General features: G+C 67.4%; 14 protein-coding genes. 10 read left to right on the top strand and 4 right to left on the bottom strand.

Features of this window, described 5'->3' with window-relative positions:
• Positions 1 to 99 precede the first annotated feature (99 nt).
• The 7 genes from lpxC to ACVJ6E_RS11630 all read left to right on the top strand — a co-directional run bounded on the left by lpxC (position 100) and on the right by ACVJ6E_RS11630 (position 12,453).
• Positions 100 to 1,047, top strand: a complete 948-nt coding sequence (lpxC, locus tag ACVJ6E_RS11660) for a UDP-3-O-acyl-N-acetylglucosamine deacetylase (RefSeq protein ID WP_120267151.1) — start codon at positions 100 to 102, stop codon at positions 1,045 to 1,047.
• Positions 1,048 to 1,277: 230 nt separating this feature from the next.
• Positions 1,278 to 2,144: an outer membrane protein assembly factor BamD gene (locus ACVJ6E_RS11655; protein ID WP_120267152.1), complete on the top strand. Its 867-nt coding sequence runs from the start codon at positions 1,278 to 1,280 to the stop codon at positions 2,142 to 2,144.
• A gap of 186 nt (positions 2,145 to 2,330) precedes the next feature.
• Positions 2,331 to 4,004, top strand: coding sequence for a DNA repair protein RecN (gene recN / locus ACVJ6E_RS11650; RefSeq protein WP_120267153.1), 1,674 nt, complete (start codon positions 2,331 to 2,333; stop codon positions 4,002 to 4,004).
• Between the two features lie 134 nt (positions 4,005 to 4,138).
• The gene (ligA, locus tag ACVJ6E_RS11645) at positions 4,139 to 6,307 is read left to right on the top strand and encodes an NAD-dependent DNA ligase LigA (protein WP_120267154.1); all 2,169 of its coding nucleotides are present in this window, start codon (positions 4,139 to 4,141) and stop codon (positions 6,305 to 6,307) included.
• A 174-nt stretch (positions 6,308 to 6,481) separates the two neighbouring features.
• On the top strand, positions 6,482 to 8,809 hold the full coding sequence (locus tag ACVJ6E_RS11640) for a methyl-accepting chemotaxis protein (protein ID WP_120267155.1): 2,328 nt from the start codon (positions 6,482 to 6,484) through the stop codon (positions 8,807 to 8,809).
• Positions 8,810 to 8,986: 177 nt separating this feature from the next.
• The gene (locus ACVJ6E_RS11635; RefSeq protein ID WP_120267156.1) at positions 8,987 to 11,467 is read left to right on the top strand and encodes a UvrD-helicase domain-containing protein; all 2,481 of its coding nucleotides are present in this window, start codon (positions 8,987 to 8,989) and stop codon (positions 11,465 to 11,467) included.
• A gap of 95 nt (positions 11,468 to 11,562) precedes the next feature.
• Positions 11,563 to 12,453: a 50S ribosomal protein L11 methyltransferase gene (locus tag ACVJ6E_RS11630; protein WP_120267157.1), complete on the top strand. Its 891-nt coding sequence runs from the start codon at positions 11,563 to 11,565 to the stop codon at positions 12,451 to 12,453.
• A gap of 87 nt (positions 12,454 to 12,540) precedes the next feature.
• On the opposite strand, the gene ACVJ6E_RS11625 is transcribed toward ACVJ6E_RS11630, so the two are convergent.
• The gene (locus tag ACVJ6E_RS11625) at positions 12,541 to 12,765 is read right to left on the bottom strand and encodes a hypothetical protein (protein ID WP_120267158.1); all 225 of its coding nucleotides are present in this window, start codon (positions 12,763 to 12,765) and stop codon (positions 12,541 to 12,543) included.
• 267 nt (positions 12,766 to 13,032) lie between these two features.
• Here ACVJ6E_RS11625 and ACVJ6E_RS11620 point away from each other — a divergent pair, with 267 nt between their 5' ends.
• Positions 13,033 to 14,847, top strand: coding sequence for an aminopeptidase P family protein (locus ACVJ6E_RS11620; protein WP_120267159.1), 1,815 nt, complete (start codon positions 13,033 to 13,035; stop codon positions 14,845 to 14,847).
• Positions 14,848 to 14,865: 18 nt separating this feature from the next.
• On the opposite strand, the gene ACVJ6E_RS11615 is transcribed toward ACVJ6E_RS11620, so the two are convergent.
• Positions 14,866 to 16,509, bottom strand: a complete 1,644-nt coding sequence (locus ACVJ6E_RS11615) for a chloride channel protein (protein ID WP_120267160.1) — start codon at positions 16,507 to 16,509, stop codon at positions 14,866 to 14,868.
• A 48-nt stretch (positions 16,510 to 16,557) separates the two neighbouring features.
• On the bottom strand, positions 16,558 to 17,052 hold the full coding sequence (locus tag ACVJ6E_RS11610) for a thioesterase family protein (RefSeq protein ID WP_067217269.1): 495 nt from the start codon (positions 17,050 to 17,052) through the stop codon (positions 16,558 to 16,560).
• A gap of 191 nt (positions 17,053 to 17,243) precedes the next feature.
• Between ACVJ6E_RS11610 and ACVJ6E_RS11605 the strand changes: the two genes are divergently transcribed.
• Positions 17,244 to 18,659: an FAD-linked oxidase C-terminal domain-containing protein gene (locus ACVJ6E_RS11605; RefSeq protein WP_120267161.1), complete on the top strand. Its 1,416-nt coding sequence runs from the start codon at positions 17,244 to 17,246 to the stop codon at positions 18,657 to 18,659.
• 13 nt (positions 18,660 to 18,672) lie between these two features.
• A complete protein-coding gene (locus ACVJ6E_RS11600; RefSeq protein ID WP_120267162.1) occupies positions 18,673 to 22,578 on the top strand; it encodes an AsmA family protein in 3,906 nt (1,301 codons plus the stop codon).
• Between the two features lie 49 nt (positions 22,579 to 22,627).
• Here ACVJ6E_RS11600 and ACVJ6E_RS11595 read toward each other — a convergent pair whose 3' ends face one another.
• On the bottom strand, positions 22,628 to 22,873 hold the full coding sequence (locus ACVJ6E_RS11595; protein WP_120267163.1) for a ribbon-helix-helix domain-containing protein: 246 nt from the start codon (positions 22,871 to 22,873) through the stop codon (positions 22,628 to 22,630).
• Positions 22,874 to 22,878 lie beyond the last annotated feature (5 nt).

The raw sequence follows: 22,878 nt of genomic DNA, 5'->3' as shown, positions 1-22,878 counted from the left end.
CGGGGGCGCGACTCGCGCGCATTTTCCCGCAAGCCTCAAGACCTTTCGGTCTCGCCATCGCATCCGTTTTCAGGGTCTCGCAGACAGGACGATCTGGTGATGAAACTCTCCTCCGACCGGCAGACGACATTGGCCGGCGCCGTCTCCCTGCAGGGTATCGGCGTGCATTCCGGCAATCGGGCGGACGTGACGCTGCAGCCGGCCGATCCCGGCACGGGCATCGTCTTCACCAACCGTAATCCGCAGACCGGCTCCGAAGTCGAGTTTCCGGCGCATTGGCGCGCCGTGTCCGCCACCGCCCTTTGCACCGTCCTCGGCGATCCGAAGGCCGGCGGCGTCTCCACCGTCGAACATCTGATGGCCGCGTTGCGGGGCCTTGGCGTCGACAACGCCATCGTCGAGATGGACGGCCCGGAAATGCCGATCATGGACGGCAGTTCGGATGCCTTCGTCGCCGCCATCGATTCCGTCGGCCTGCGCCGCCAGCAGGCCGTGCGCCGCTACATCCGCGTCAAGAAGACCGTCCGCGTCGACCAGGGCAGTGCCTGGTGCGAGCTGCGCCCGCATGAGGGCTGCCGCTTCGATGTGACCATCGACTTCGACGCCGAGGCCATCGGCCGCCAGTCGATGGTGCTCGACCTGTCTCCGGAGACCTTCCGCAACGAGCTGTCGCGTGCCCGCACCTTCGGTTCCGTGCAGGACGTGAAGAAGCTGTGGTCGATGGGCTTTGCCCTCGGCTCTTCGCTGGAGAACTCCGTCGCGATCTCCGACGGCAAGGTGATGAACCCGGAAGGCACCCGCTGGCGCGACGAGTTCGTGCGTCACAAGATGCTGGATGCGGTCGGCGACCTGGCGCTTGCCGGCCTTCCGTTCCTGGGCCTCTACCGCTCCTACAAGGGCGGTCATCGCATGAACCACGCGATCCTGGTCGAGCTGTTCGAGAACGCCGGCAAGGATGCCTTCGAGATCGTCGAAGGCGCGTTCGAGCGGCCGGCTCCGGCCCTGATGGACATGCCGATGCTGGCCGTGGCGCAGGGCGCGTCCTGAGCAGGGCGTGCCGCCGGTCGGGCCGAGGATGGCGGAAAACCGCCTTGCCCAAAACGACAGGCCACAAAAAAGCGACAAATGTCCCTCACATGGCGTGACGTGGCCGGGTGTTTTCCGTTAGAACACGCGCTGATCGGGATGACGGACGCCCTTGCGGCGCCTCTTCCGGTCGCTCCGGATTGTCCGGACGGGGCCGAACCGGCGCCGAGTTCGAGGAGTGAGTTGACGTGATGGTGGCATTGTCCAGTTCCAAGGCGAGGGAAACCGTCACCGGCGGTCTGCGCAAGGCCAGGATCGCGTCCTTCGCCCTGCTTGCGGTTACGCTAGCTGCCTGTTCCTCGACCAAGGACGACGACGACTTCGCCACCAACGACACGCCGGCAGAAGTGCTCTTCAACGAGGGCCTGTCGCTGCGCAACGAGGGACGGCTGTCCGACGCCCGGCTGAAGTTCCAGGAAGTCGACAAGCTTCATCCGTATTCCGAGTATTCGCGCAAGTCGCTGATCAACCTTGCCTATCTGAACTATTCGCTGGGCAAGTTCCCGGAGGCGATCACCGCCGCCAAGCGTTTCACGACGCTGTATCCGGGCAGCGAGGACAGCGCCTACGCGCTCTACATCATCGGCCAGTCCTATCACAAGCAGATCCCGGACGTGACGCGCGACCAGGAGATGACGCAGCGGGCGCTCGCCGCCTATGGCGAACTCCTCCAGCGCTTCCCCGATTCCGAATATGCCACCGATGCGGCGACCAAGGTCCGTGCCGCGCAGGACCAGCTCGCCGGCAAGGAAATGGAAGTGGGCCGCTACTACCTGAAGCGGAACCACCAGATCGCGGCGATTAACCGTTTCAAGGTCGTCGTCACCAACTACCAGACCACCCGCCACATCGAGGAAGCGCTGTTCCGCCTGACCGAGAGCTACTATGCGCTCGGCGTGGTCAACGAGGCCCAGACCGCGGCCGCCGTGCTCGGCCACAACTTCCCGGACAGCCAGTGGTACAAGGATGCCTTCAGCCTGCTGAAGACCGGCGGTTACAGCCCGAGCGAGGATTCGGGGAGCTGGATCAGCCGCGCTTTCAACAGTGTTTCGCTCTAGCATCCCGCCGACGGCAGTACGTCTGCCGTCCCGCAGAAGGCCGACGGAACGACCGTCCTGACGGCCTGCCCGTATCGCTGCGCCAGCAGTTTGGCGTTGCGGCCACCGGGTGCCACCAGCTACACCTGATGCGGTTTCCCGTGCGCTTCGCCGCACATGTCCAGTCCGGCCCGGTCATCCGCTCGCATGCTCGCTGCGCTTGCCATTCGAGATATCGTCCTGATCGACCGGCTCGATCTTGCCTTCGGCGCCGGCATGTCGGTGCTGACCGGCGAGACGGGCGCGGGCAAATCCATCCTGCTTGATGCCCTGAGCCTTGCCCTCGGCGGGCGCGGCGATGCCGGGCTCGTGCGCCACGGCCAGGCGCAAGGCCAGGTGACGGCCGCCTTCGACGTGCCGATGGCCCATCCCGTGCGCGCCTTGCTGCGCGAGAACGATCTGGAGGCCGACGGCGACGTGATCCTGCGCCGGGTGCAGGCCGAGGACGGTCGCAGCCGCGCCTTCATCAACGATGCGCCGGTGAGCGTCTCCCTGTTGCGGCAGGCCGGCGGGCTCCTGGTCGAGATCCACGGACAGAACGAGGCGCGGGCCTATACCGATCCGGCCGAACACCGGCGGCTGCTCGATTCCTTCGGCGGCTGCGAGGCCGATTGCGCGGCGGTTGCCAGCGCCCATGCGGCGATGCGCAAGGCGGTGCGTGCGCTCGCCGAACAGGAAGAACGGATCGAGGCGGCTCGGCGCGAGGCCGATTACCTGCGCGCCTCCGCCGAGGAACTGTCGAAGCTTGCGCCGGTTATCGGCGAGGAAACCGAGCTTGCCGACCGGCGCCAGTCGATGATGCAGGTGGAGAAGATCGCCGGCGATCTCGGCGAATCCTTCGACCTGCTCAACGGCACGGCCTCTCCCATTACCGAGATCGCCTCGCTGTGGCGGCGGCTGGAGCGCAAGGCCGAGCAGGCCCCCGAGCTGCTGTCGGGTCCCGTCGGCTTCCTCGCCGAGGCGCTGGACCGGCTGGAAGACGCACGTGCGGGCCTGGAGGCGGCGGTGCGCGAGACGGAATTCGACCCGCGCGCGCTGGAGGCGACCGAGGAACGGCTGTTTGCCTTACGCGGGGCAGCGCGCAAGTTCCAGGTACAGGTGGACGACCTTCCGGCGCTGCGCGAACGGTTCGAGGCCGATCTTGCCGCGCTGGATGCCGGCGAGGAGGCGCTTGCCGGCCTGGCCTCGGCGGCCGAGGCGGCATGCAGCGCCTATGACGCGAAGGCGGCGGCCCTGAGCAAGCGCCGGCAGGCGGCGGCCAAGGCGCTGGAAGAGGCGGTCTCCCGCGAGCTGCCGGACCTGAAGCTGGAGCGCGCGCGCTTCATCGTGAACCTGGAGAGCGACCCGCAGGTACGGTCCCGCGAGGGCATCGACACGATCGAATTCTGGGTGCAGACCAATCCGGGCACCAAGCCGGGTCCGATGATGAAGGTCGCCTCGGGCGGCGAGCTTTCTCGCTTCCTGCTGGCGCTGAAAGTGTCGCTGGCCGACAAGGGCTCGGCGCCGACGCTGGTCTTCGACGAGATCGACACGGGCGTCGGCGGGGCGGTGGCCGAGGCCATCGGCAGCCGTCTGGCGCGCCTTGCCGGCAAGGTGCAGGTGCTGACCGTCACCCATGCGCCGCAGGTTGCGGCAAAGGCGGGCGGGCATTTCCTCATCATGAAGGAAGATGCCGGCGCGGACCGTGTTGCGACACGGGTGAAGCGGATCGATGTCGACCATCGGCGCGAGGAGATCGCGCGGATGCTGGCCGGCGCCACGATCACCGACGAGGCCCGCGCGGCGGCCGACCGGCTGCTCTCCGACGCCCCGCGCGCGTGAGCAGCTGAACCAGGGCTGGAAAAGCATCTCGCCGCCCTTTGCCTTGCCCGTCCGCAGCGCCATACTCCCTCGCCAGGCGGGAGGCGAACGCCCGTTCCCGCTCCGCGATATCCGATGCCAGAAGATGCGATCCCATGTCCGACACTGACCTTTCGTCCCGCGCCGTCGAAGACCTGACCCTGGAAGAGGCCGCGCTGGAGCTGGAGCGGCTGGCCGAGGAGATCGCGGGCCACGACCGGCGCTATCATGGCGAGGACGCGCCGGTCATTTCCGATGCGGACTACGATGCGCTGAAGCGGCGCAACGATGCGATCGAGGCGCGGTTTCCCGATCTCGTGCGCTCCGACAGCCCGTCTCTACGCGTCGGCAGTGCGCCGTCCGAAGGCTTCGGTAAGGTCACCCATGCGATCCCGATGCTGTCGCTGGACAACGCGTTCGCCGACGAGGACGTGCGCGACTTCTTCGGCCGCATCCGCCGCTTCCTGAAGCTCGATCCGCTGATGGGGGCGATTGCGGTGACGGCGGAGCCGAAGATCGACGGCTTGTCGCTGTCGCTGCGCTACGAGAAAGGGCGCCTCGTGACGGCCGCAACGCGCGGCGACGGCACGGTCGGCGAGAACGTGACGCAGAACGCGCTGACCATCGAGGACATTCCCCAGCGCCTGCCGGACGGCGCGCCCGACATCGTCGAGGTGCGCGGCGAGGTCTACATGCGCCACGAGGACTTCCGTGCGCTGAACGCACGGATGGAGACGCAGGGTGGCAAGGTCTTCGCCAATCCGCGCAACGCGGCGGCAGGCTCCCTGCGCCAGCTCAACCCGGAGGTGACGAAGTCGCGGCCGCTGCGCTTCTTCGCCTATGCCTGGGGCGAGATGAGCGAGGTACCGCGCGCCACCCAGTACGAGATGGTGCAGCTGCTCGGCGAATGGGGTTTTTCGATCAACGCCCGCATGGTCCGCTGCGAGACCGTTGAAGAGATCCTCGCCGCCTATCACGGCATCGAGGAGGAGCGGGCGCTGCTCGGCTACGACATCGACGGCATGGTCTACAAGGTCGACCGGCTCGACCTGCAGTCGCGCCTCGGCTTCGTCTCGCGCGCGCCCCGCTGGGCCATCGCCCACAAGTTCCCGGCCGAGAAGGCCTTCACTGTGCTGCGCGGCATCGAGATCCAGGTCGGGCGCACTGGTGCGCTGACGCCGGTCGCCAAGCTGGAGCCGGTGACGGTGGGCGGTGTCGTCGTGTCCAATGCGACGCTGCACAACGAGGATTACATCAAGGGCATCGGCCAGACCGGCGAGCCGATCCGCGGCGGCAAGGATATCCGGGTCGGGGACACGGTGCAGATCCAGCGCGCCGGTGACGTGATTCCGCAGATCGTCGACGTCGACCTTGACAAGCGCCCGGAAGATTCCGAGCCCTTCGCCTTCCCGACCACATGCCCGGCCTGCGGCAGCCACGCGGTGCGCGACGTCAACGCATCGAGCGGACGCATCGACGCCGTGCGCCGCTGCACCGGCGGGTTGATCTGTCCGGCGCAGGCCAAGGAAAAGCTGAAGCACTTCGTCTCACGGCACGCGCTCGACATCGAGGGGCTGGGCTACAAGCAGGTGGAGTTCTTCTTCGACCTGCCGATGGAGGAGGGCGGCATCCGCCAGCCGGCCGATATCTTTACCCTGGCGGAGCGGGACGCCGCCTCGCCGCTGATCAAGCTGAGGAACCGCGACGGCTGGGGCGAGACGAGCGCGGCGAACCTATTCGCGGCCATCGACGCGCGGCGCGAGATGCCGCTCAACCGGGTGATCTTCGCGCTCGGCATCCGCCATGTCGGCGAGGGCAATGCCAAGCTGCTCGCCCGCCATTATATCGACTGGGAGACCTTCCGCGCAGCCATGCAGGCGGCGGCGGACCCGGCCTCCGATGCCTTTGCCGAGCTGATGGATATCGACGGCATCGGTGAGACGGTGGCCCGGGCGGTGGTCGAGTTCTTTGCCGAGGACCACAACCGCGAGGCGCTGGATGCGCTGCTGGCGCAAATCCGGCCGCAGGCGATGGAACGGGTGGAGGCGAGCGCAAGCCCCGTTGCCGGCAAGACGCTGGTCTTCACCGGCACGCTGGAGAAGATGAGCCGCGACGAGGCCAAGGCGCGTGCCGAGGCGATGGGGGCGAAAGTCTCGGGCTCGGTGTCGAAGAAGACCGACCTGGTGATCGCCGGTCCAGGCGCCGGCTCGAAGCTGAAAAAGGCCGAGGAACTGGGCATCGACGTCATCGACGAGGATGCCTGGATCGAGATGTCCGGCGGATGAGTCTGTGCGAATCAACTTAAGTACAACACCTATGGGGTGCAGTACGTAACCTTGAAACTATTTGTCTTTTCGGAATTTAATCACACTGATCCTTGTCTTGTAAGGGAATTTCAACCCCAGGTGTCGATCATCTCTCTCATGTGAGCCGTTTCATTGGCGTCTGGAGAGAAGCTTATGTTTTCTGGATTTGTGAACCGTTCCATCGGTTTGCGACTTGTTCTGCTGGGTGCGATTCCGCTTTGCGGCCTGCTTGTCGTAAGCGCCATGGAGCTGGCGGTTCGGTTCGAGCACGTCCAGGAGGAACGCTTCGTCGGCGAGGTGCTCGATCTTGCCCCGGTGATTTCCGAGGCTGTGCACCAGTTGCAGAAGGAGCGCGGAATGTCCTCCGGCTTCGTCGGGTCGAAAGGCGTTTCGTTTGCCGACGTGATCGGCGACCAGCGCAAGGCCACCGACGAGGCGATCGCGCGCTATGTCGCGCGCATCGGCGCGGCGACGGCACGGCTGGAGGCGGACAACTTTACCGCGCCTCGCGACAGGGCTGCGCAGGCGCTTCAGGACCTGGAGCGGGTCCGCGCGGATATCGACGCTCTGCGCCTCGCCAGCTCCGATGTCGGCGCCTATTACACCCCCATCATCGGCAACCTGCTCGACATGGTCGGCGGCATGACGACGCTGATCAGCTCCGGCGACATGCTGCGCCCGGTCCTGGCCTATAGCGCCTTGCTGCAGGCGAAGGAGCGGGCGGGACTGGAGCGGGCCACCGGCGCCGTCGGCTTCGGCTCGGGCAGCTTCGGCGAAGCCGTCTACCGGAATTTCATCCGCCTCGGCGCCATGCAGGAGGTCTCGCTCGAGAGCTTCCGCCGCTATGCCACGCCGCAGATGCTCTCGGCCTACGACGCAGCTCTGTCCGGTGCGGCCGTGAAGGAAATCGACGCTCTGAGACAGGTTGCCGTGTCGGCGCCGTTCGGCGGGGATGTCGCCGCCGTCAGCGGTCCGCAGTGGTTCGCGGTCAGTACGGCGCGCATCGACCAGCTGAAGCAGGTCGAAGACGAGATCTCCCGCCAGATCCTGACCGCTGCCACAGAGGCCGCGGCCCAAAACCAGCGCGCTTTCCTCTGGGAGCTTGGGCTGATGATCGTGCTGGTCGTCGTGATGGCGTTGATCTTCGTCGGCGTCTACCGCTCCATCGCGCCGCCGCTGGCGCAACTGGTCGGTGTCATGCGCCGGCTTGCGGCCAACGACACCAGCGTCGAGGTGACCAGCGTCGGCCGCCGCGACGAGATCGGCGCCATGGCCGGGGCGGTGGAGATCTTCCGCGAGAACGCCATCGAGCGCATCGAGCTGGAGCGGAACCTGCAGCAGGAGCGCCTGCGCGAGCGCGACCGGCAGTCGGCCATCGAGACGATGATCGCCGGCTTCCGCGGCAGCGTCTCGTCGACCCTGTCGACGGCAGGGGCCAAGGCCGGCGACATGCGCTCCTCGGCCGAGACGCTGGAGGAAGGGGCGAGCAGCGCCGCGACCGACGCATCCGCCGCAAGCTACGCCACGCAGACGGCGTCCGGCAATATCCAGGTGGTCGCCGCGGCCGCTGAGGAGCTTTCCGCCTCAATCAGCGAGATTGCCGATCAGACGGCCAAGGCGAGCGGCCTGATGGCTTCGGCCGCCGAGCGCGCTCAGCTGACCAATGCCGAAGTCGCCTCCCTGTCGCAGGCGGCCGAGCAGATCGGCTCGGTGGTCAACCTGATCCGGGACATCGCCGAGCAGACCAATCTGCTGGCGCTGAATGCCACGATCGAGGCCGCGCGGGCCGGCGAGGCGGGCAAGGGCTTTGCGGTCGTTGCCAGCGAAGTGAAGAGCCTTGCCGGCCAGACCGCCAAGGCGACGGAGGATATCGCCGCACAGGTGACGGGCATCCAGGCCTCGACCCGAGGTGCGGTGGGCTCCATCGGCGAGATCGCCAGCGTCATGACGAATATCCGCGAGCTGACCACAACCATCGCCGGTGCGGTGGAGCAGCAGCGCGCGGCGACGCAGGAGATCGCCAACTCGGTGATTGCCGCCTCGGACGGCACCGACACGGTGGCGGACAACGTCACCTCGGTGACCTCCGCGATCGAGCGTACCGCCCATTTCGCCGGAAATGTCAGCGCGGTCTCCTCGAGCCTTGCGGAAGTGACACAGCAACTCGCGGGCGAGGTCGAGACGTTCCTGGCGGATATCTCGGTCGATCTCGCCGCGCGGCGTGCGCAGGTGCAGGGGCAAATGCGCGAGGCCGTCATCGTCACCGTCATGGGGCGCCGCTACCGGGCGCGGGTCGAGGAGGCGGACGTGCATGAAGCCGCCGTTTCCGCATCGGCCCGGCTGGAGCTCCGGCAGGCCGTCAAGCTGCAGCTCGCGGACGGGCAGGTGCTTGCGGCCATCGTCGCCGGGGGCGAGGGCGGGCGCTACACGCTGCGCTTCGATCAGCCCGCGCCGGCACTGGTGGCGCTCGTCGCGGCCTGATCGTTTCTCGAATAACAAAGGCGTCAAAAGCCAAGAGGGAGGGGCGCGAGCAATTGCGCCCCTCCAATTGACGGGACAAGCTGCTATATATGGTCCAAAGAGAGAACAGAATCGCGGGTGCCAACGGTCCGCGCGATGTCAGTTCCGTGACCCAGACCCGTCGAGACACTCTCCCGCATGGCCAATCATCCTGCCGATACCCGACAGTTCCCCCAAGGCTCCGCACCGGGGCAGGCGGAGCATGAGGCGCGGGGCAGCGACCTGGAGCGGGTGAGCGGCGGCAGCGGCATTGCCGCGCGTGCCCGCGCGGCGCTGGGGCCGCGTCCGCCCGAACCCGGCTCCTATCTCGATGGTCTCAACCCGGAGCAGCGCGAGGCGGTCGAGACGCTGGACGGTCCGGTCCTGGTGCTGGCGGGTGCCGGCACCGGCAAGACCCGCGTCCTGACGACGCGTATCGGCCATATCCTGGCAACGCGCCGGGCCTTCCCGAGCCAGATCCTGGCGGTGACCTTCACCAACAAGGCCGCTCGTGAAATGAAGGAGCGGATCGAGCGTCTGATCGGCGAGAGCGCGGAAGGCATGCCGTGGCTCGGCACGTTCCACTCGATCTGCGTCAAGATCCTGCGCCGGCATGCCGAACTGATCGGCCTGCAATCCGGCTTCTCGATCCTCGATACGGACGACCAGATCCGCCTGATCAAGCAGATCATCCAGGCGGAGGGGCTGGACGACAAGCGCTGGACGGCGCGCGCCTTCGCCAGCCAGTTGGACGGATGGAAGAACCGCGGCCTGACGCCCGACCAGGTCCCGGAGGGCGAGGCGCGCTCCTTCGGCAACGGCAAGGGCCGGGCGCTCTACGAGCAGTACCAGGAGCGGCTGTCGATCCTCAATGCCGCCGATTTCGGCGACCTGCTGCTGCATGTGATCACGCTGTTCCGCAACAATCCGGACGTGCTGGCCGAGTACCAGAACCGCTTCCGCTTCATGCTGGTGGACGAGTATCAGGACACCAACATCGCGCAGTATCTGTTCCTGCGGCTGCTGGCGCAGGGCAACCGCAACATTTGCTGCGTCGGCGACGACGACCAGTCGATCTACGGCTGGCGCGGCGCCGAGGTCGACAACATCCTGCGCTTCGACCACGACTTTCCCGGCGCCAAGGTGATCCGGCTGGAGCGCAACTACCGCTCCACCAGCCATATCCTCGCCGCAGCCTCGCATCTGATCGCACATAACGAGGGGCGCCTGGGCAAGACGCTGTTCACCGACGTCGTGGACCCGGAAGGCGAGGAAGTGCGCGTCAGCGTCGCCGCCGCCTGGGACTCCGAGGAAGAGGCCCGCGCCATCGGCGACGAGATCGAGGCGCTGCAGTCCAAGGGGCACAGCCTCGACAGCATGGCGATCCTGGTGCGCGCGTCCTTCCAGATGCGCGAGTTCGAGGACCGGTTCGTCACGCTCGGCGTCAACTACCGGGTGGTCGGCGGCCCGCGCTTCTATGAGCGCATGGAGATCCGCGATGCGATGGCCTATTTCCGCTGCGTGGTGCAGCCGGCCGACGACCTCGCCTTCGAGCGGATCGTCAACACGCCCAAGCGCGGCCTCGGCGAGGCCAGCCTGAAGCTGGTGCATGCCTATGCGCGGGCGAACCGCATCCCGCTCATGCAGGCGGCCTCCGACCTGTGCCAGACCGAGGAACTGAAGCCCAAGGCGCGCACGACGCTGCGCATGCTGCTGGCCGATTTCGACCGCTGGCGCGACCTGGTGCCGGCCATGTCGCATACGGAGCTGGCCGAGATCATTCTCGACGAGAGCGGCTATACCGAGATGTGGCGCAACGACCGCTCGGCGGAGGCGCCGGGCCGGCTCGACAACCTGAAGGAACTCGTCCGCTCGATGGACGAGTTCGAATCGCTCGCCGGCTTCCTGGAGCACGTCGCGCTGGTCATGGACCGGGACGCGGACGGCAACAACGACGCGGTGTCGATCATGACGCTGCATTCGGCCAAGGGCCTTGAGTTCGACACGGTGTTCCTCCCCGGCTGGGAGGAGGGCCTCTTCCCGCATCAGCGCGCGCTCGACGAGAGCGGCCGCGCGGGGCTGGAGGAAGAGCGGCGGCTTGCCTATGTGGGCATCACCCGTGCACGGCGGCGGGCGAAGATCTGGTTCGCCTCCAACCGGCGCATCCACGGCATGTGGCAGAGCTCCATCCCCTCGCGCTTTCTCGACGAGTTGCCGGCTGATCACGTCGACGTGGTCGAGCAGTCCAGCAATTACGGCGGCTATGGCGGCGGGGGCTACGGCGCCAGCCGCTTCGACACGCGCGATCCCTTCAAGGCGAATTATTCGACGCCGGGCTGGCAGCGGGCGCAGCGTTCGCAAGCGCAGGGCAGCACCAGTAGCGGCGGCTTTGGCGGGCGGATGGGATCGGGCGGCGGCCGGCAGTCAGGCGGGCAATCGGGCGGGCCGCGGATGATCGAAGGCGAGCTGGTCGCCAAGTCGGTATCCGACACGCCGTCGGCCTTCGACATGGGCGAGCGGGTGTTCCACCTCAAGTTCGGCTATGGCGAGGTCGTCGGCATCGAAGGCAACAAGCTGACGGTGCAATTCGATAAGGCAGGGCGCAAGAAGGTGCTCGACAGCTTCGTCGAACGGCACTGAACGGCGCGCGTTTCCCCATCCAGCGCGAATGCGATTGATGCCCCCTGCTTTCGGGCGCTATAGGGCGGGCGCTGTTTCCTGTCTCCGGAGAGATCATGTCCACCATCCGCGTCCGTATCACCGCCCCCGAGATCGAGGCGAAGCGCATCTATGAGCTGCTGTCGCGCGACTTCGAGGACGACGGCAATCCGGTGACCGTTTTCGAAGCGTCGGCGGATGGGCGGGAATGGACCGCCGAGATCCTGCTGTTCGACATGAGCGAGACGGAGGCGGCCGAACTCGTCAAGGACCGGCTGGGTGCGGACGCGTTTGCCGCGCCTGTCGAGGCGGTGGAGCTGGAAGACATCAACTGGGTGGAAAAGAGCCTGGAAGGCCTGTCGCCGGTACAGGCGGGCCGTTTCTTCATCCATGGCTCGCATGACCGCGCAAAGCGCCCGCTCGCCGGCATTTCCATCGAGATCGAGGCGGCGCTAGCGTTCGGCACCGGTCATCACGGGACGACGGCGGGCTGCCTGATCGAGATCGACCGGCTGCTGACCCGCCGCTCCTATGCGCGGATGCTGGACCTGGGCACCGGCACAGGCGTTCTGGCCATCGCCATGGCGCGGCTGTCCCGGCAGCCGGTGCTGGCAACCGACATCGATCCGGTGGCGACCATCACGGCGCGCGCCAATGCGATCCACAACCTCGCCGGTAACCTGGTGCGCACGGCGACGGCTGCGGGCGTCGACAGCCGGATCTTCGCGGAAGCCGGCCCCTTCGATCTGGTGGTGGCGAATATCCTCGCCCGGCCCTTGATGCGCATGGCCGCCGGCCTGTCTGCACGCATGACCCGCTCGGCGACGCTGGTCCTGTCGGGCCTGCGCGTGGAGGACGGTCCGCGCATCCTGTTCGCCTATGGCATGCAGGGCTTTCACCTGGTGCGCCGGCAGAACCGCGACGGTTGGCTGACGCTGACGCTGGTGCGCGGCCGCCACGAGGGCTGACGCCCCGCAAGAGCCTGCTGCAGAAAACGGAACGGGCCCGGCGGAGTGACCGCCGGGCCCGTTTCTGTACAGTCAGTGACCTGCGTATCAGAACGCGGAGGTCAGCGAGCTGTTGCGCTCCAGCTCGGCCCGGTCGTAGCCGTAGGCGGCGAGCGTGGCGTCGTCGAGCGACAGAAGGTAGCCGTTCACATAGCGGCGAGCCTGACGCTCACGAGCGGTGATCATCGAGTCGAGCGCCTTGCGGAACACGCTCTTGGAAGAGCTGCGCGATACGCCCGAGATGGCGGTGGTGGTCGTGGTGGCAATGGCCATGGTCTTAGTCTCCGGTTCGAGGTCTCTAGATAGAGCTTCCTCCCTCAAACTCTCGACACAGAGTATGGGGAGTGCCGGGCCATGCGAAAAGCGCCATAAGCGCATGGCAGTGCTGCGATTGCTGCATGTGCGAATTCATAATTTTGCAACGCAACAAAGCAGATGCTGAAATCCCCGGCAAAAGCTTGCCTTGCGCATGTGCAAAAGCCGCCTGGGGGCGCATTCAACGCCCTTTCGCAGCGCCGGCTTTGGCGCTAGCGTCGTGGCATGTTCCAGTGCTTCGACAATGTCATCGACCCGTCCGTCGGTTCCGCGCGTTGCGCGGCGCTGCGACGCGAGCTGGCCCGCAGGGGCCTTGACGGTTTCCTCATCCCGCGCGCCGATGCGCATCAGGGCGAATATGTGCCGCCCAGCGACGCGCGGCTGTCCTGGCTGACGGGGTTTGCCGGATCGGCCGGAATGGCGGTCGTGCTGGCCGACGAGGCCGCGATCTTTGTCGACGGCCGCTATACGATCCAGGTGCGCGAGCAGGTGGATACCGGCGTCTTCCGGCCGATGCACCTGATCGAGACGCCGCCGTCCGAGTGGCTGGCGGGCAAGCTGCAGCCGGGCCAGAAGCTCGGCTACGATCCGATGCTGCATACGGTGAACGGGGCTAGGCGGCTTGCCGAAGCCTGCGCCAGGGCGGGTGCGGAGCTGGTCGCGGTGGACAGCAATCCACTCGATGCGGTGTGGGAGGACCGGCCGGAGCCGCCGCTCGGCCAGGTTCAGGTGCATCCTCCCGAATTCGCCGGCGAGGCGGCGCAGGAGAAGGTCGCGCGGATGGCCGCGGAAGTGCGCCGTGCGGGGGGCGATGCCTTCGTCCTGACCCAGCCCGATTCCATCGCCTGGCTGTTCAACATTCGCGGCAGCGACGTGTCGCACACGCCCCTGCCGCTGTCCTTTGCCATCCTGCCGCGCGAGGGGCGCCCGCAGATCTTCATCGACGCCCGCAAGCTCACCAATGCCTCGCGCGACCATCTGGAGGCCTTGGCCGACATCGCCGAGCCGGGCGGGCTGACGGGCGCGCTGAGCGCGCTCGGGTCGTCGGGGGCCACGGTGCTGGTCGATCCCGACTGGGCGGGCGATGCGCTGGCGAGCGCCGTCCTTGCCGCCGGCGGCAAGGTGAAGCATGGCGCGGATCCGGTGACCAAGGCCAAGGCGGTGAAAAACGCGGCGGAGATCGCCGGTGCGCGGGCCGCGCATTTACGCGACGGTGCGGCCTTTGCCCGCTTCCTGTGCTGGCTGGATGGCGCGGCGGCTGCCGGAGGGCTCGATGAGATCGCCGTTGCCGAGCGGCTGGAGGCGTTCCGCGCCGAGACCGGCAAGCTGAAGGAGATTTCCTTCGACAGCATTTCGGCAGCCGGTCCCAATGCCGCGATCTGCCACTACCGGGTCGACCGGGGCAGCAACCTGCCGATCCCGGATAACAGCCTGTTCCTGATCGATTCGGGTGCCCAGTACGAGGACGGCACCACCGACATCACCCGCACCGTTGCCGTCGGCGAGGTGTCGCAGGAGCACAAGCGCCATTTCACGCTGGTGCTGAAGGGGCATATCGCCATCGCCACCGCGCGGTTTCCGGTCGGCACCAGCGGCGCGCAGATCGATGCGCTGGCCCGTATCGCCCTGTGGAAGGCCGGTCTCGACTTCGACCATGGCACGGGCCATGGCGTCGGTTCCTACCTGTCGGTGCACGAGGGGCCGCAGCGCATCGCCAAGACCGGCCATGTGCCGCTGGAGCCGGGCATGATCGTCTCCAACGAGCCGGGCTACTATCGCGACGGCAGCCACGGCATCCGGATCGAGAACCTGGAGCTGGTGACGCCGCCGGCAGCCATCGAGGGCGGCGAGCGGGCGATGCTCGGCTTCGAGCCACTGACGCTGGCCCCGATCGACCGACGGGCGGTGGCGGCGGAGATGCTCAGCGCCGAGGAGAGGGCCTGGTTCGACGCCTATCACGCCCGCGTCCTGCGCGAGCTGGGGCCGCTGGTCGACGAGGCGACGCGGGCCTGGCTCGAGCGGGCGACGGCGCCGCTATAACGGGTCGAGGAGCGCCGCTCAGCGGTGCTCCTCAACCTGGTTGTTGATCAGCTCGGCATTGAAGAAGCGCAGCGCCCGCACATGGGTGGCGTGGCCGATGACCTTGGTGTGATCGGCCGCATCCACCACCGGCAGCCGGTTGGTGCCGCTCTCGTCGAAGACCTTCAGCGCTGCCTCCAGCGTGTCGTCGAGCTTGAGGCTGGCGCCGTCGGCCTCCGGATCGTGGGTTTGCGGTTCCGCGTCGTCCGGCAGCCGCTCGACGAAATCCGAGACGTGGACGATGCGCACCAGCCACTTGTGCGCGCCCTCGTTCAGCATCACGCCGCGCATTTCCAGCTGCCAGTGGAAATAGGAGCGCCCGTGCACCGCCTGGGTCAGGCCGGTGGCGATGGAAACGGCGATCAGCAGCGCGATGGACAGCGCATAGCCGCCGGTCAGCTCGAACACGATCATCGTGGTGGAGAACGGCGCGCCGAGGACAGCGGCCGCAACGGCGCCCATGCCGAGGATCGCATAGAGCCCGTGCGAAGAGGCGAGCTCGGGGAAGGCGGCCGCCGCGATCAGGCCGAATGCGCCGCCGGTCATCGCCCCCAGATAGAGCGCTGGCGAGAAGATGCCGCCGCCGAAGCGCGAGGCAAGGGTGATTGATGTCGCGGCCGTCTTGGCGACCAGCAGCGCCAGCATGGTCATCAGCGGCAGTTCCTGGCGCAGGGCAAGGTCGGTCGCCTCGTAACCGACGCCGAGAACGCCGGGAAAGACGATGCCGATGGCGCCGACCGCCAGCCCGCCGATCACCGGGCGCAGCCACAGCGGCATGGAGATGTTCCGGGCCACCCAGTCCGTGCCGATCAACGAGAACTGGAAGATCACCGCCACGGCGGCGCAGGTGAGGCCGAGCAGGGCGAAGGCCGGCATCTCCAGCAAGGAGGAGATCTGGTATTCGGGGATCGAGAAGGCGGCAATGTCGCCGAACCACAGGCGCGACATCAGTGTGCCGAGCACCGAGGCGATGACGATAGGCACGAAGGCGGTCATCGCGTAGTGGCCGAGAATGACCTCATGGGCGAAGAGAACGCCGGCGATCGGCGCGTTGAACGAGGCGGACACCGCGCTGGCGACGCCGCAGGCAAGCAGGATGCGCCGGGCGGCATCGGGCAGGCGGAACGTTTGGCAGAGCGCGGTGCCGATGGTTGCGCCCAGATGCACGACGGGGCCCTCGCGGCCGGCGCTGGCGCCGCAGCCGAGCGAGGCGGAGGTGAGGAAGGCGGAGGAAATGCCGGACCAGAAGGGCAGGCCGCGGCCGCCCTGGACGCGGGCCTCGATCACGTCGGGCACGCCGCCGGTGCGCTGCTTGGGCTGGATCGTCTGCAGGAAGATGCCGATGCACAGTCCGCCGAGCGTCGGGGCCAGCAGGATAACCCACCAGGGCACCGTCGCGGCGGCGGTGATAACCGTTTCCGCCGAGGTGCCGAGCCACAGCCACTGGAAGGCGCCGATGGCCATGCGGAACAGGATGGCGGCAATCGCGGTCAGGACGCCGATGACGATGGCGAGCGCCCAGACCAGCGGCAGGCGCGTGGAGCGGAAAAGCCGGATGTTCGGCTTGATCCATCCCGCGGTCAGCACGGGCAGGCGTTTCAATTGCGTCAGCAGACCGGTCATCGCTCGTCCAGCCGTCCGCCTGGCTCTTTGAGCCTCAAGCGTCTTTCGTCAGCGTCTTTCAAGGGAAATACGTCGCCCGGACCGCTCGGGCCGGCCGAGCACCGCATGGCTCTCCCTCATCTCCTCCAGCCGCTCCAGCACGTCCTGCGGCCATGGCACCACCTTGCGGGCGGCAAGGTCGACATGCAGAGAGACCTGCTCGGACGTTGCCGAGAGGAAACCGTCGTCCGCGTGGTGAAGCTCCTGGTAGAGATGCGCCCGTTTGGCGTCGAAATCAACGAGTTGAACCGTGGCGCGCACGCGATCTCCCCCGTTGAGTTCGCGCAGGTAGCAAAGGTGGGTCTCGGCGGTGAAGAAGGAGGCGCCGCGCTCGCGGGCATAGTCCGGGCCAAGACCAAGGTGGATGAAGGCCTCGTCGAGCGCCGTGTCGAAGAGGACATTGTAGTAGGCCATGTTGAGATGGCCGTTATAGTCCAGCCACTCGCTTCTGACCTCCTGGATCGACCCGGTGAAGGGGGCCGGCTGGCGGCTCGGCTGTGACATGGCGCTCCTTCCATCCTGTGAGGCTCGCCGGCCTGTTCCGGCTGCGGGTGAAACGGGCGGAAGTCTTTGGCCGGGATTGCCGTTTTTGCTAGTTTGCGCCAAACCTAGTCCGAGACCGGCAGGAAACGCAAATTCGCGCCAGGTGCCCGCAGGCGCCGGAGACGTCGGCATCGGTTGAGCGGGAGAGAATAATGAGCCTTGCAAGCCTACAGGCATCCGTACAACGCAACGAGGAAGGGATCGACCTTGCGCTGAAGATCCTCGCGCAGCGGTTCGGCGAACGCTTCACGACCTCGGCCGCGGTGCGCGAACAGCACGGCCATACCACCACCTGGCTGCCGAATCAGGCTCCCGACGGGGTGGTCTTTGCCCATTCGACGCAAGAGGTCGCGGATGTCGTGCAGATCTGCGCCCAGCACAAGGTGCCGATCATTCCCTTCGGCACCGGCTCCTCGCTGGAGGGCCATGTCAACGCGCCGGCCGGGGGTATCTCCGTCGACGTGTCGCAGATGAACCGGGTATTGCAGGTCAATGCCGAGGATCTCGACTGCGTGGTCGAGGCCGGCGTGACCCGCACCCAGCTCAATGAATATCTGCGCGACACGGGCCTGTTCTTTCCTATCGATCCTGGCGCGGATGCGAGCCTTGGCGGCATGGCGGCGACGCGCGCCTCCGGCACCAATGCGGTGCGCTACGGCACGATGAAGGACGTCGTGCTGGCGCTGACCGTGGTGACGGCCGACGGGCGCATCGTGCATACCGGCGGACGGGCCAAGAAGACGGCGGCCGGCTACGATCTCACCCGGCTGATGGTCGGCTCGGAAGGCACGCTCGGCATCATCACCGAGGTGACGCTGCGCCTCTACGGGATTCCGGAGGCCGTTTCGGGCGGGGTCTGCCCCTTCCCGGACCTGGAATCCGCCTGCAACGCGGTGATCACCACCATCCAGTCCGGCCTGCCGGTGGCGCGTATCGAGCTGCTCGACGCCAACCAGATTCGCGCGTGCAACGCCTATTCCAAGCTGGACTTGCAGGAAGCGCCGACCCTGTTCCTGGAATTCCATGGCACGCAGGCGGGCGTGCGCGAGCAGAGCGAGATCTTCGGAGAAATCGCGCGCGACAACGGCGGCGGCGAGTTCGTCTGGGCCACCAAGGCGGAGGAGCGCACCCGGCTCTGGAAGGCGCGGCACGATGCCTATTGGGCAGCGCTCGGCCTGCGGCCGGGGTGCAAGGGCGTTTCGACCGACGTCTGCGTGCCGATCTCGCGACTGGCGGAGTGCATCGACGAGACCTACAAGGATGTGGAGGCCAACGGCCTGCTCGCCCCGCTGGTCGGCCATGTGGGCGATGGCAATTTCCACGTCCTCGTGCTGGTAGATGTCGACAATCCGCAGGAGATCGCCAAGACTGAGGCCTTCATCGAAAGGCTCAACTGGCGCGCCATCGAAATGGGCGGGACCTGCACCGGTGAGCACGGCGTCGGCCAGGGCAAGATGAAATACCTTGCCCGCGAGCATGGCGCCGGCCTCGACATGATGGCGGCGATCAAGAAGGCTCTCGATCCCGACAACATCCTCAATCCGGGCAAGATCGTCCGGCTGGACTGACAGCCGCGATGCGGTGCGCAAACGGGAGGCCAGGGCGCTGAATTCGATCTACATCACGATTGGCGTGACCGTGATCGCGGTGCTGCTGGCAGCGCTGGTCGGACCGTTCCTCATCGATTGGACGGCCTATCGCACCACATTCGAGCGCTATGGCGAGCAGCTGCTCGGCCATCGGGTGGCGGTGATGGGAGAGGCGGAGATGCGCCTGCTCCCGACGCCGACCCTGACCTTTTCCGATGTGCGGGTGGGCGAGCCCGAGGATCCGCTGCTGGCGGTCCAGCGCTTCGAGATGCGCATCGAGCTGCCGCCGCTGCTGAAGGGCGAGGTCCGGATCATCGATCTCACGATGGACCGGCCGAACCTGCGGCTGTCCATCGACGAGGAGGGGCGGCTCGACTGGTTCACCGCAAGGGCGCGCAACGGGCTAATCTCCGAGGTCGACCCGGATCTCGTGATGCTCGAGCAGGCGACGATCCGCGACGGCGATCTGACGATCATCGACGCGCGCAACGGCCAGAGCCACCGGATCGACGACATCGACCTCCTGGTCACGGCCCGCTCGATGCTCGGGCCGTTCAAGCTGGATGGCATGGCGAGCTATCGCGGCCAGCGGGCGACCGTGGTTCTGGCCACGGGGCGGCGCGATCCTGCTGGAGGCTTGCGTCTGCGCGCCGGGGTGACGCCTGTCTCCGTGCCGGTCGATCTGGTGATGGACGGGACGCTGACCCTTTCGGACAGCCGGCCTGGCTATGAGGGCAGCTATACGCTGGCCTCGGTCACGCCGGAGGAGCAGGCTCGTCACGCCTGGCGCAGCGAGGGCGGTTTCGCGCTCGACATCGCAAAGCTTGCCCTGAGCGGCGCCACGTTCCGCTACGGTCCCGAAGACCGCCCGGTGACGCTGGAGGGCGGTGCGGACTTCACGCTGGCCGAGCCCTACCGCTTCGACGTCAAGGCTGCGGCGCGGCAGATCGATCTCGACCGTATCGCCGGACGGGGACCGGCCGAGCCGCTGGCGGCCGCCGAGACCGGCGTCGAGCTTCTTGCGGCCTTGCGCGGACTTCCGCATCCGCCCATCGACGGCAGCATCGAGTTCTCTGTTCCCGCGATCGTGTCGGGGGGCGGGTTGACGCAGGACGTGCTGCTGAAGGCCGACCGGCTGGCAAGCGGATGGAGGATATCCGAGCTGTCGGGCCGGATGCCGGGGAGGGGAGAATTTCTCGTGCGCGGCGATCTCGGCCTGCAGCCGGAGCCGACCTTCCGCGGGAGTTTCGCCGCGTCCGTCGCCCAGCCGGTCGCTTTCGCCGACTGGTGGCGCAAGGACGGAGCACGCGGAATCGCGGCAACGCCCTTCGCGGTGGAGAGCCGGATCGATGCGGCGGTGGGGCATGTGTCGCTCACCGATTTCGCGTTCGAGATCGGCGAGGACCGGGGAGAGGGCGCGATTTCCTGGTCGGCGGAAGAAGGAAAGAACCCGGTCTTCGAGGCGGATCTCGACGCCAAGCGCATCGACGGCAACCAGGTGGGACAGCTGGCCCGGCTGTTCCTTGGCAACGAGGCCGGATTGGCCGCAGGGATCGCCGGAACCGGAACGGAACTGGCACTCAACCTCTTTGCCGAGGAAATGAGCTTCGGCACGCTCTCGGCCTCCTCCACGCGGCTGCGCGCGTCCTACCGCGACGACACGCTGGTGATCGACGAGGCGCAGGTGGCGGACCTGTCCGGCGCGCGCCTTGGAGCCAAGGGGCGGATCGAGAAGCTGTCGACGACGCCGTCCGGCGCGCTGGAGGTCGATGTCGACGCCGAACGGCTCGATGGCGTTGCGGCGCTGGCGATGGCGCTGGCCCCGGAAAACCGCATGGTCCGCGAGTTCGCTGGCCGGCCGGGCGCCTTCGCCCCTGCCAAGCTGACGCTGACCTTTCAGGGGGAGGCGAACGGGGGCAGCGACAGCGCCGGGACCCAGGCAAGCCTTGTCGCCCGCGGCACGGCCGGCGGCACCAATGTGGATATCAATCTCGGCCTCGACGGGCGGCTCGACCGCTGGCGGGCGGCCTCCCTCGACTTTGAGGCAAGCTTCAGTGCGGCCGAAGCGGCCGATCTGGTGACCCAGCTGGGCGTGACGATGCTGCCGGTCGGCAGCCTCGGCGAGGCGCGGGTGGAGATCGGGGCGGCGGGCATCCCGGAGGAAGGGCTGGAGGGCCACGGACGGCTCTATCTGGGCCCGTCGGAACTGACGGCATCCGGCACGCTGACCCTGCCGGAGAGCGGCAACAGCCGCTACACGGCCGATCTTGCTCTGCGCGCCCCGGACCTGATGCCGCTGGCGCTGCTGACCGGGCGCCTGCCCTCGCTCGATGCCTCGGCAGGCGCGGTCGATCTGGCGGCGGTGCTGGAAGGCGAGGGGGATCGCTTCACGCTGTCCGGCCTTTCCGGTGCATTCGCAGGGATGCGGCTCGACGCGGATCTGCGCCTCGACCTGCGCCGGGCGATGGCGAGCCTCGACCCGCAGATCCGAGGCACCATCTCCTTGTCGGAGCTGGATATTTCGGAGTTGAGCGATCTTCTGCTCGGGGCTGATCAGCTGGCGGCCTCGACCAGCGGCGCCTGGTCCGAGGCCGCGTTCGGACCGCCGGTCGTCTCGGGTGTGGATCTGTCGCTCGAGGTGAGCGCGCAGCGCATGGTTCTTGCCCCGCTGCCGCCGGCCAGCAATGTGACTGCACGGGTTTCGTTGAAGGACGACGCGCTGTCGCTGGACGTCGCCAAGGCGGGCTTTGCCGGCGGCGACCTGACGGGCGCGTACACGCTGAAGCGCTCGGCCGGCCAGGCGGGCATGACCGCCTCGCTGCGGGTCGATGGGGCGCGGCTGGAAGAACTCGTCTGGCGGCGGGCGGGACGGCCGGTCGCAACGGGCGCGGCAAACATAAACCTCGATGTCGAAGGCAGCGGCCGCTCGCTTTCGGGTATCGTCTCAGGTCTCACCGGCGGGGGAACGCTAAGCGTCGAGAACGGGGAAATCCGCAGCCTCAATCCGGACGCCTTCGCGCTGGTGATCCGCGCCGTCGATGCCGGGCTGGACCTCAATGACGAGGCGATCCGCACCGCCTTTGCCAGCCATCTCGATGCGGGCGTGCTGCCCTTCGCCGAGCTGGAGGCCAGCGCCTCGATCGCCGGCGGCGTCATGCGGATCAGCAATGCGCGGGTCGACAACCGCGACGCCTCGATCTTCGGCAACGCCCAGGCGGACCTCAAGGCCCTGACCTTGCAGAGCGATTTCTCGCTGCGGGTCGATCCGGGCGAGGAGGCGGTGACGGGTGCGGAAGCGCAGGTGGGGCTTGTCTTCTCCGGGCCGCTGGCCGAGCCGCAGCGTACCATCGACATCGCGCCGTTCACCGCATTCCTGACGTTGCGCGCCTTCGAGCAGGAGGTGCAGCGCGTGGAGGACCTGCAGGCGGAGATCACCGAGCGCGACCGGTTGATGCGCGAGATGCGGAGATCACGCGAGGAAAAGCGCCGCAAGGAACGGGAACAGCAGCAGCTGCAGGACGAGGACGCCACCCGCAAGCTGGAGGAAGAGCGCGCGGCGGAGGAGGCCCGCAAGGCCGAAGAGACCCGCAAGGCGGAAGAGGCTCGCAAGGCGCAGGAGGCGAGAAAGGCTGAAGAGGCCCGCAAGGCAGAAGCAGCAAGAAAGGCCGAGGAAGAGCGCCGTGCCGCCGAACGACGGCGGGCCGAACAGCGCCGCCAGCAGCAACAGGCGGCTCCGGCGCAAACACCGGCTGCGAGTTTCGGCGAGCGGATCCGCCGGGCGCTGGACGATCCTGCGACCACGGGCTCAGCGAGCGGGGAGGCAGGTGTCGGCCGGCCCATGCAGCTGTTGCCGCCGCTCGACCCACCGGTTTTCGTCGGGCCGACACCGGATCGCTGATCGCGGGGCCGCCGCTCGCGCACGTCAATCCTTGATTTGAAACGCTAAATCAGGCCGCGTTGGCCTTCGCCCGGCAATGGGCGAGCGCGGCGACGCGCAGGGCCGAGGAGAGCGAGGAAGGCAGATCGCCGCTGCCGTCAGCTTCCATTTCGCGGGCATCGTCGATGCGGGCGACAAGGGCCGGCAGGCTGACGTCTTCGGCCTCGGCCATTTCCTCCAGCACCTCCCAGAACTCCGGCTCCAGCGCCAGGCTGGTGCGGTGGCCGTGCAGGGTGAGGGAGCGTTTGGCCAGCATGGGGG

The organism is Stappia sp. G46H5W (assembly GCF_058448995.1).
This window is presented reverse-complemented; position numbering and strand designations above follow the sequence as displayed.

Excerpts from the sequence above, each read along its gene's own strand:
- ACVJ6E_RS11640 (WP_120267155.1), top strand. The coding sequence starts at position 6,482 with ATGTTTTCTGGATTTGTGAACCGTTCCATCGGTTTGCGACTTGTTCTG.
- ACVJ6E_RS11625 (WP_120267158.1), bottom strand. The coding sequence starts at position 12,765 with ATGGCCATTGCCACCACGACCACCACCGCCATCTCGGGCGTATCGCGC.
- ACVJ6E_RS11635 (WP_120267156.1), top strand. The coding sequence starts at position 8,987 with ATGGCCAATCATCCTGCCGATACCCGACAGTTCCCCCAAGGCTCCGCA.
- ACVJ6E_RS11655 (WP_120267152.1), top strand. The coding sequence starts at position 1,278 with ATGGTGGCATTGTCCAGTTCCAAGGCGAGGGAAACCGTCACCGGCGGT.
- recN (WP_120267153.1), top strand. The coding sequence starts at position 2,331 with ATGCTCGCTGCGCTTGCCATTCGAGATATCGTCCTGATCGACCGGCTC.
- ACVJ6E_RS11595 (WP_120267163.1), bottom strand. The coding sequence starts at position 22,873 with ATGCTGGCCAAACGCTCCCTCACCCTGCACGGCCACCGCACCAGCCTG.
- ligA (WP_120267154.1), top strand. The coding sequence starts at position 4,139 with ATGTCCGACACTGACCTTTCGTCCCGCGCCGTCGAAGACCTGACCCTG.
- ACVJ6E_RS11610 (WP_067217269.1), bottom strand. The coding sequence starts at position 17,052 with ATGTCACAGCCGAGCCGCCAGCCGGCCCCCTTCACCGGGTCGATCCAG.
- lpxC (WP_120267151.1), top strand. The coding sequence starts at position 100 with ATGAAACTCTCCTCCGACCGGCAGACGACATTGGCCGGCGCCGTCTCC.
- ACVJ6E_RS11620 (WP_120267159.1), top strand. The coding sequence starts at position 13,033 with ATGTTCCAGTGCTTCGACAATGTCATCGACCCGTCCGTCGGTTCCGCG.
- ACVJ6E_RS11605 (WP_120267161.1), top strand. The coding sequence starts at position 17,244 with ATGAGCCTTGCAAGCCTACAGGCATCCGTACAACGCAACGAGGAAGGG.
- ACVJ6E_RS11615 (WP_120267160.1), bottom strand. The coding sequence starts at position 16,509 with ATGACCGGTCTGCTGACGCAATTGAAACGCCTGCCCGTGCTGACCGCG.
- ACVJ6E_RS11630 (WP_120267157.1), top strand. The coding sequence starts at position 11,563 with ATGTCCACCATCCGCGTCCGTATCACCGCCCCCGAGATCGAGGCGAAG.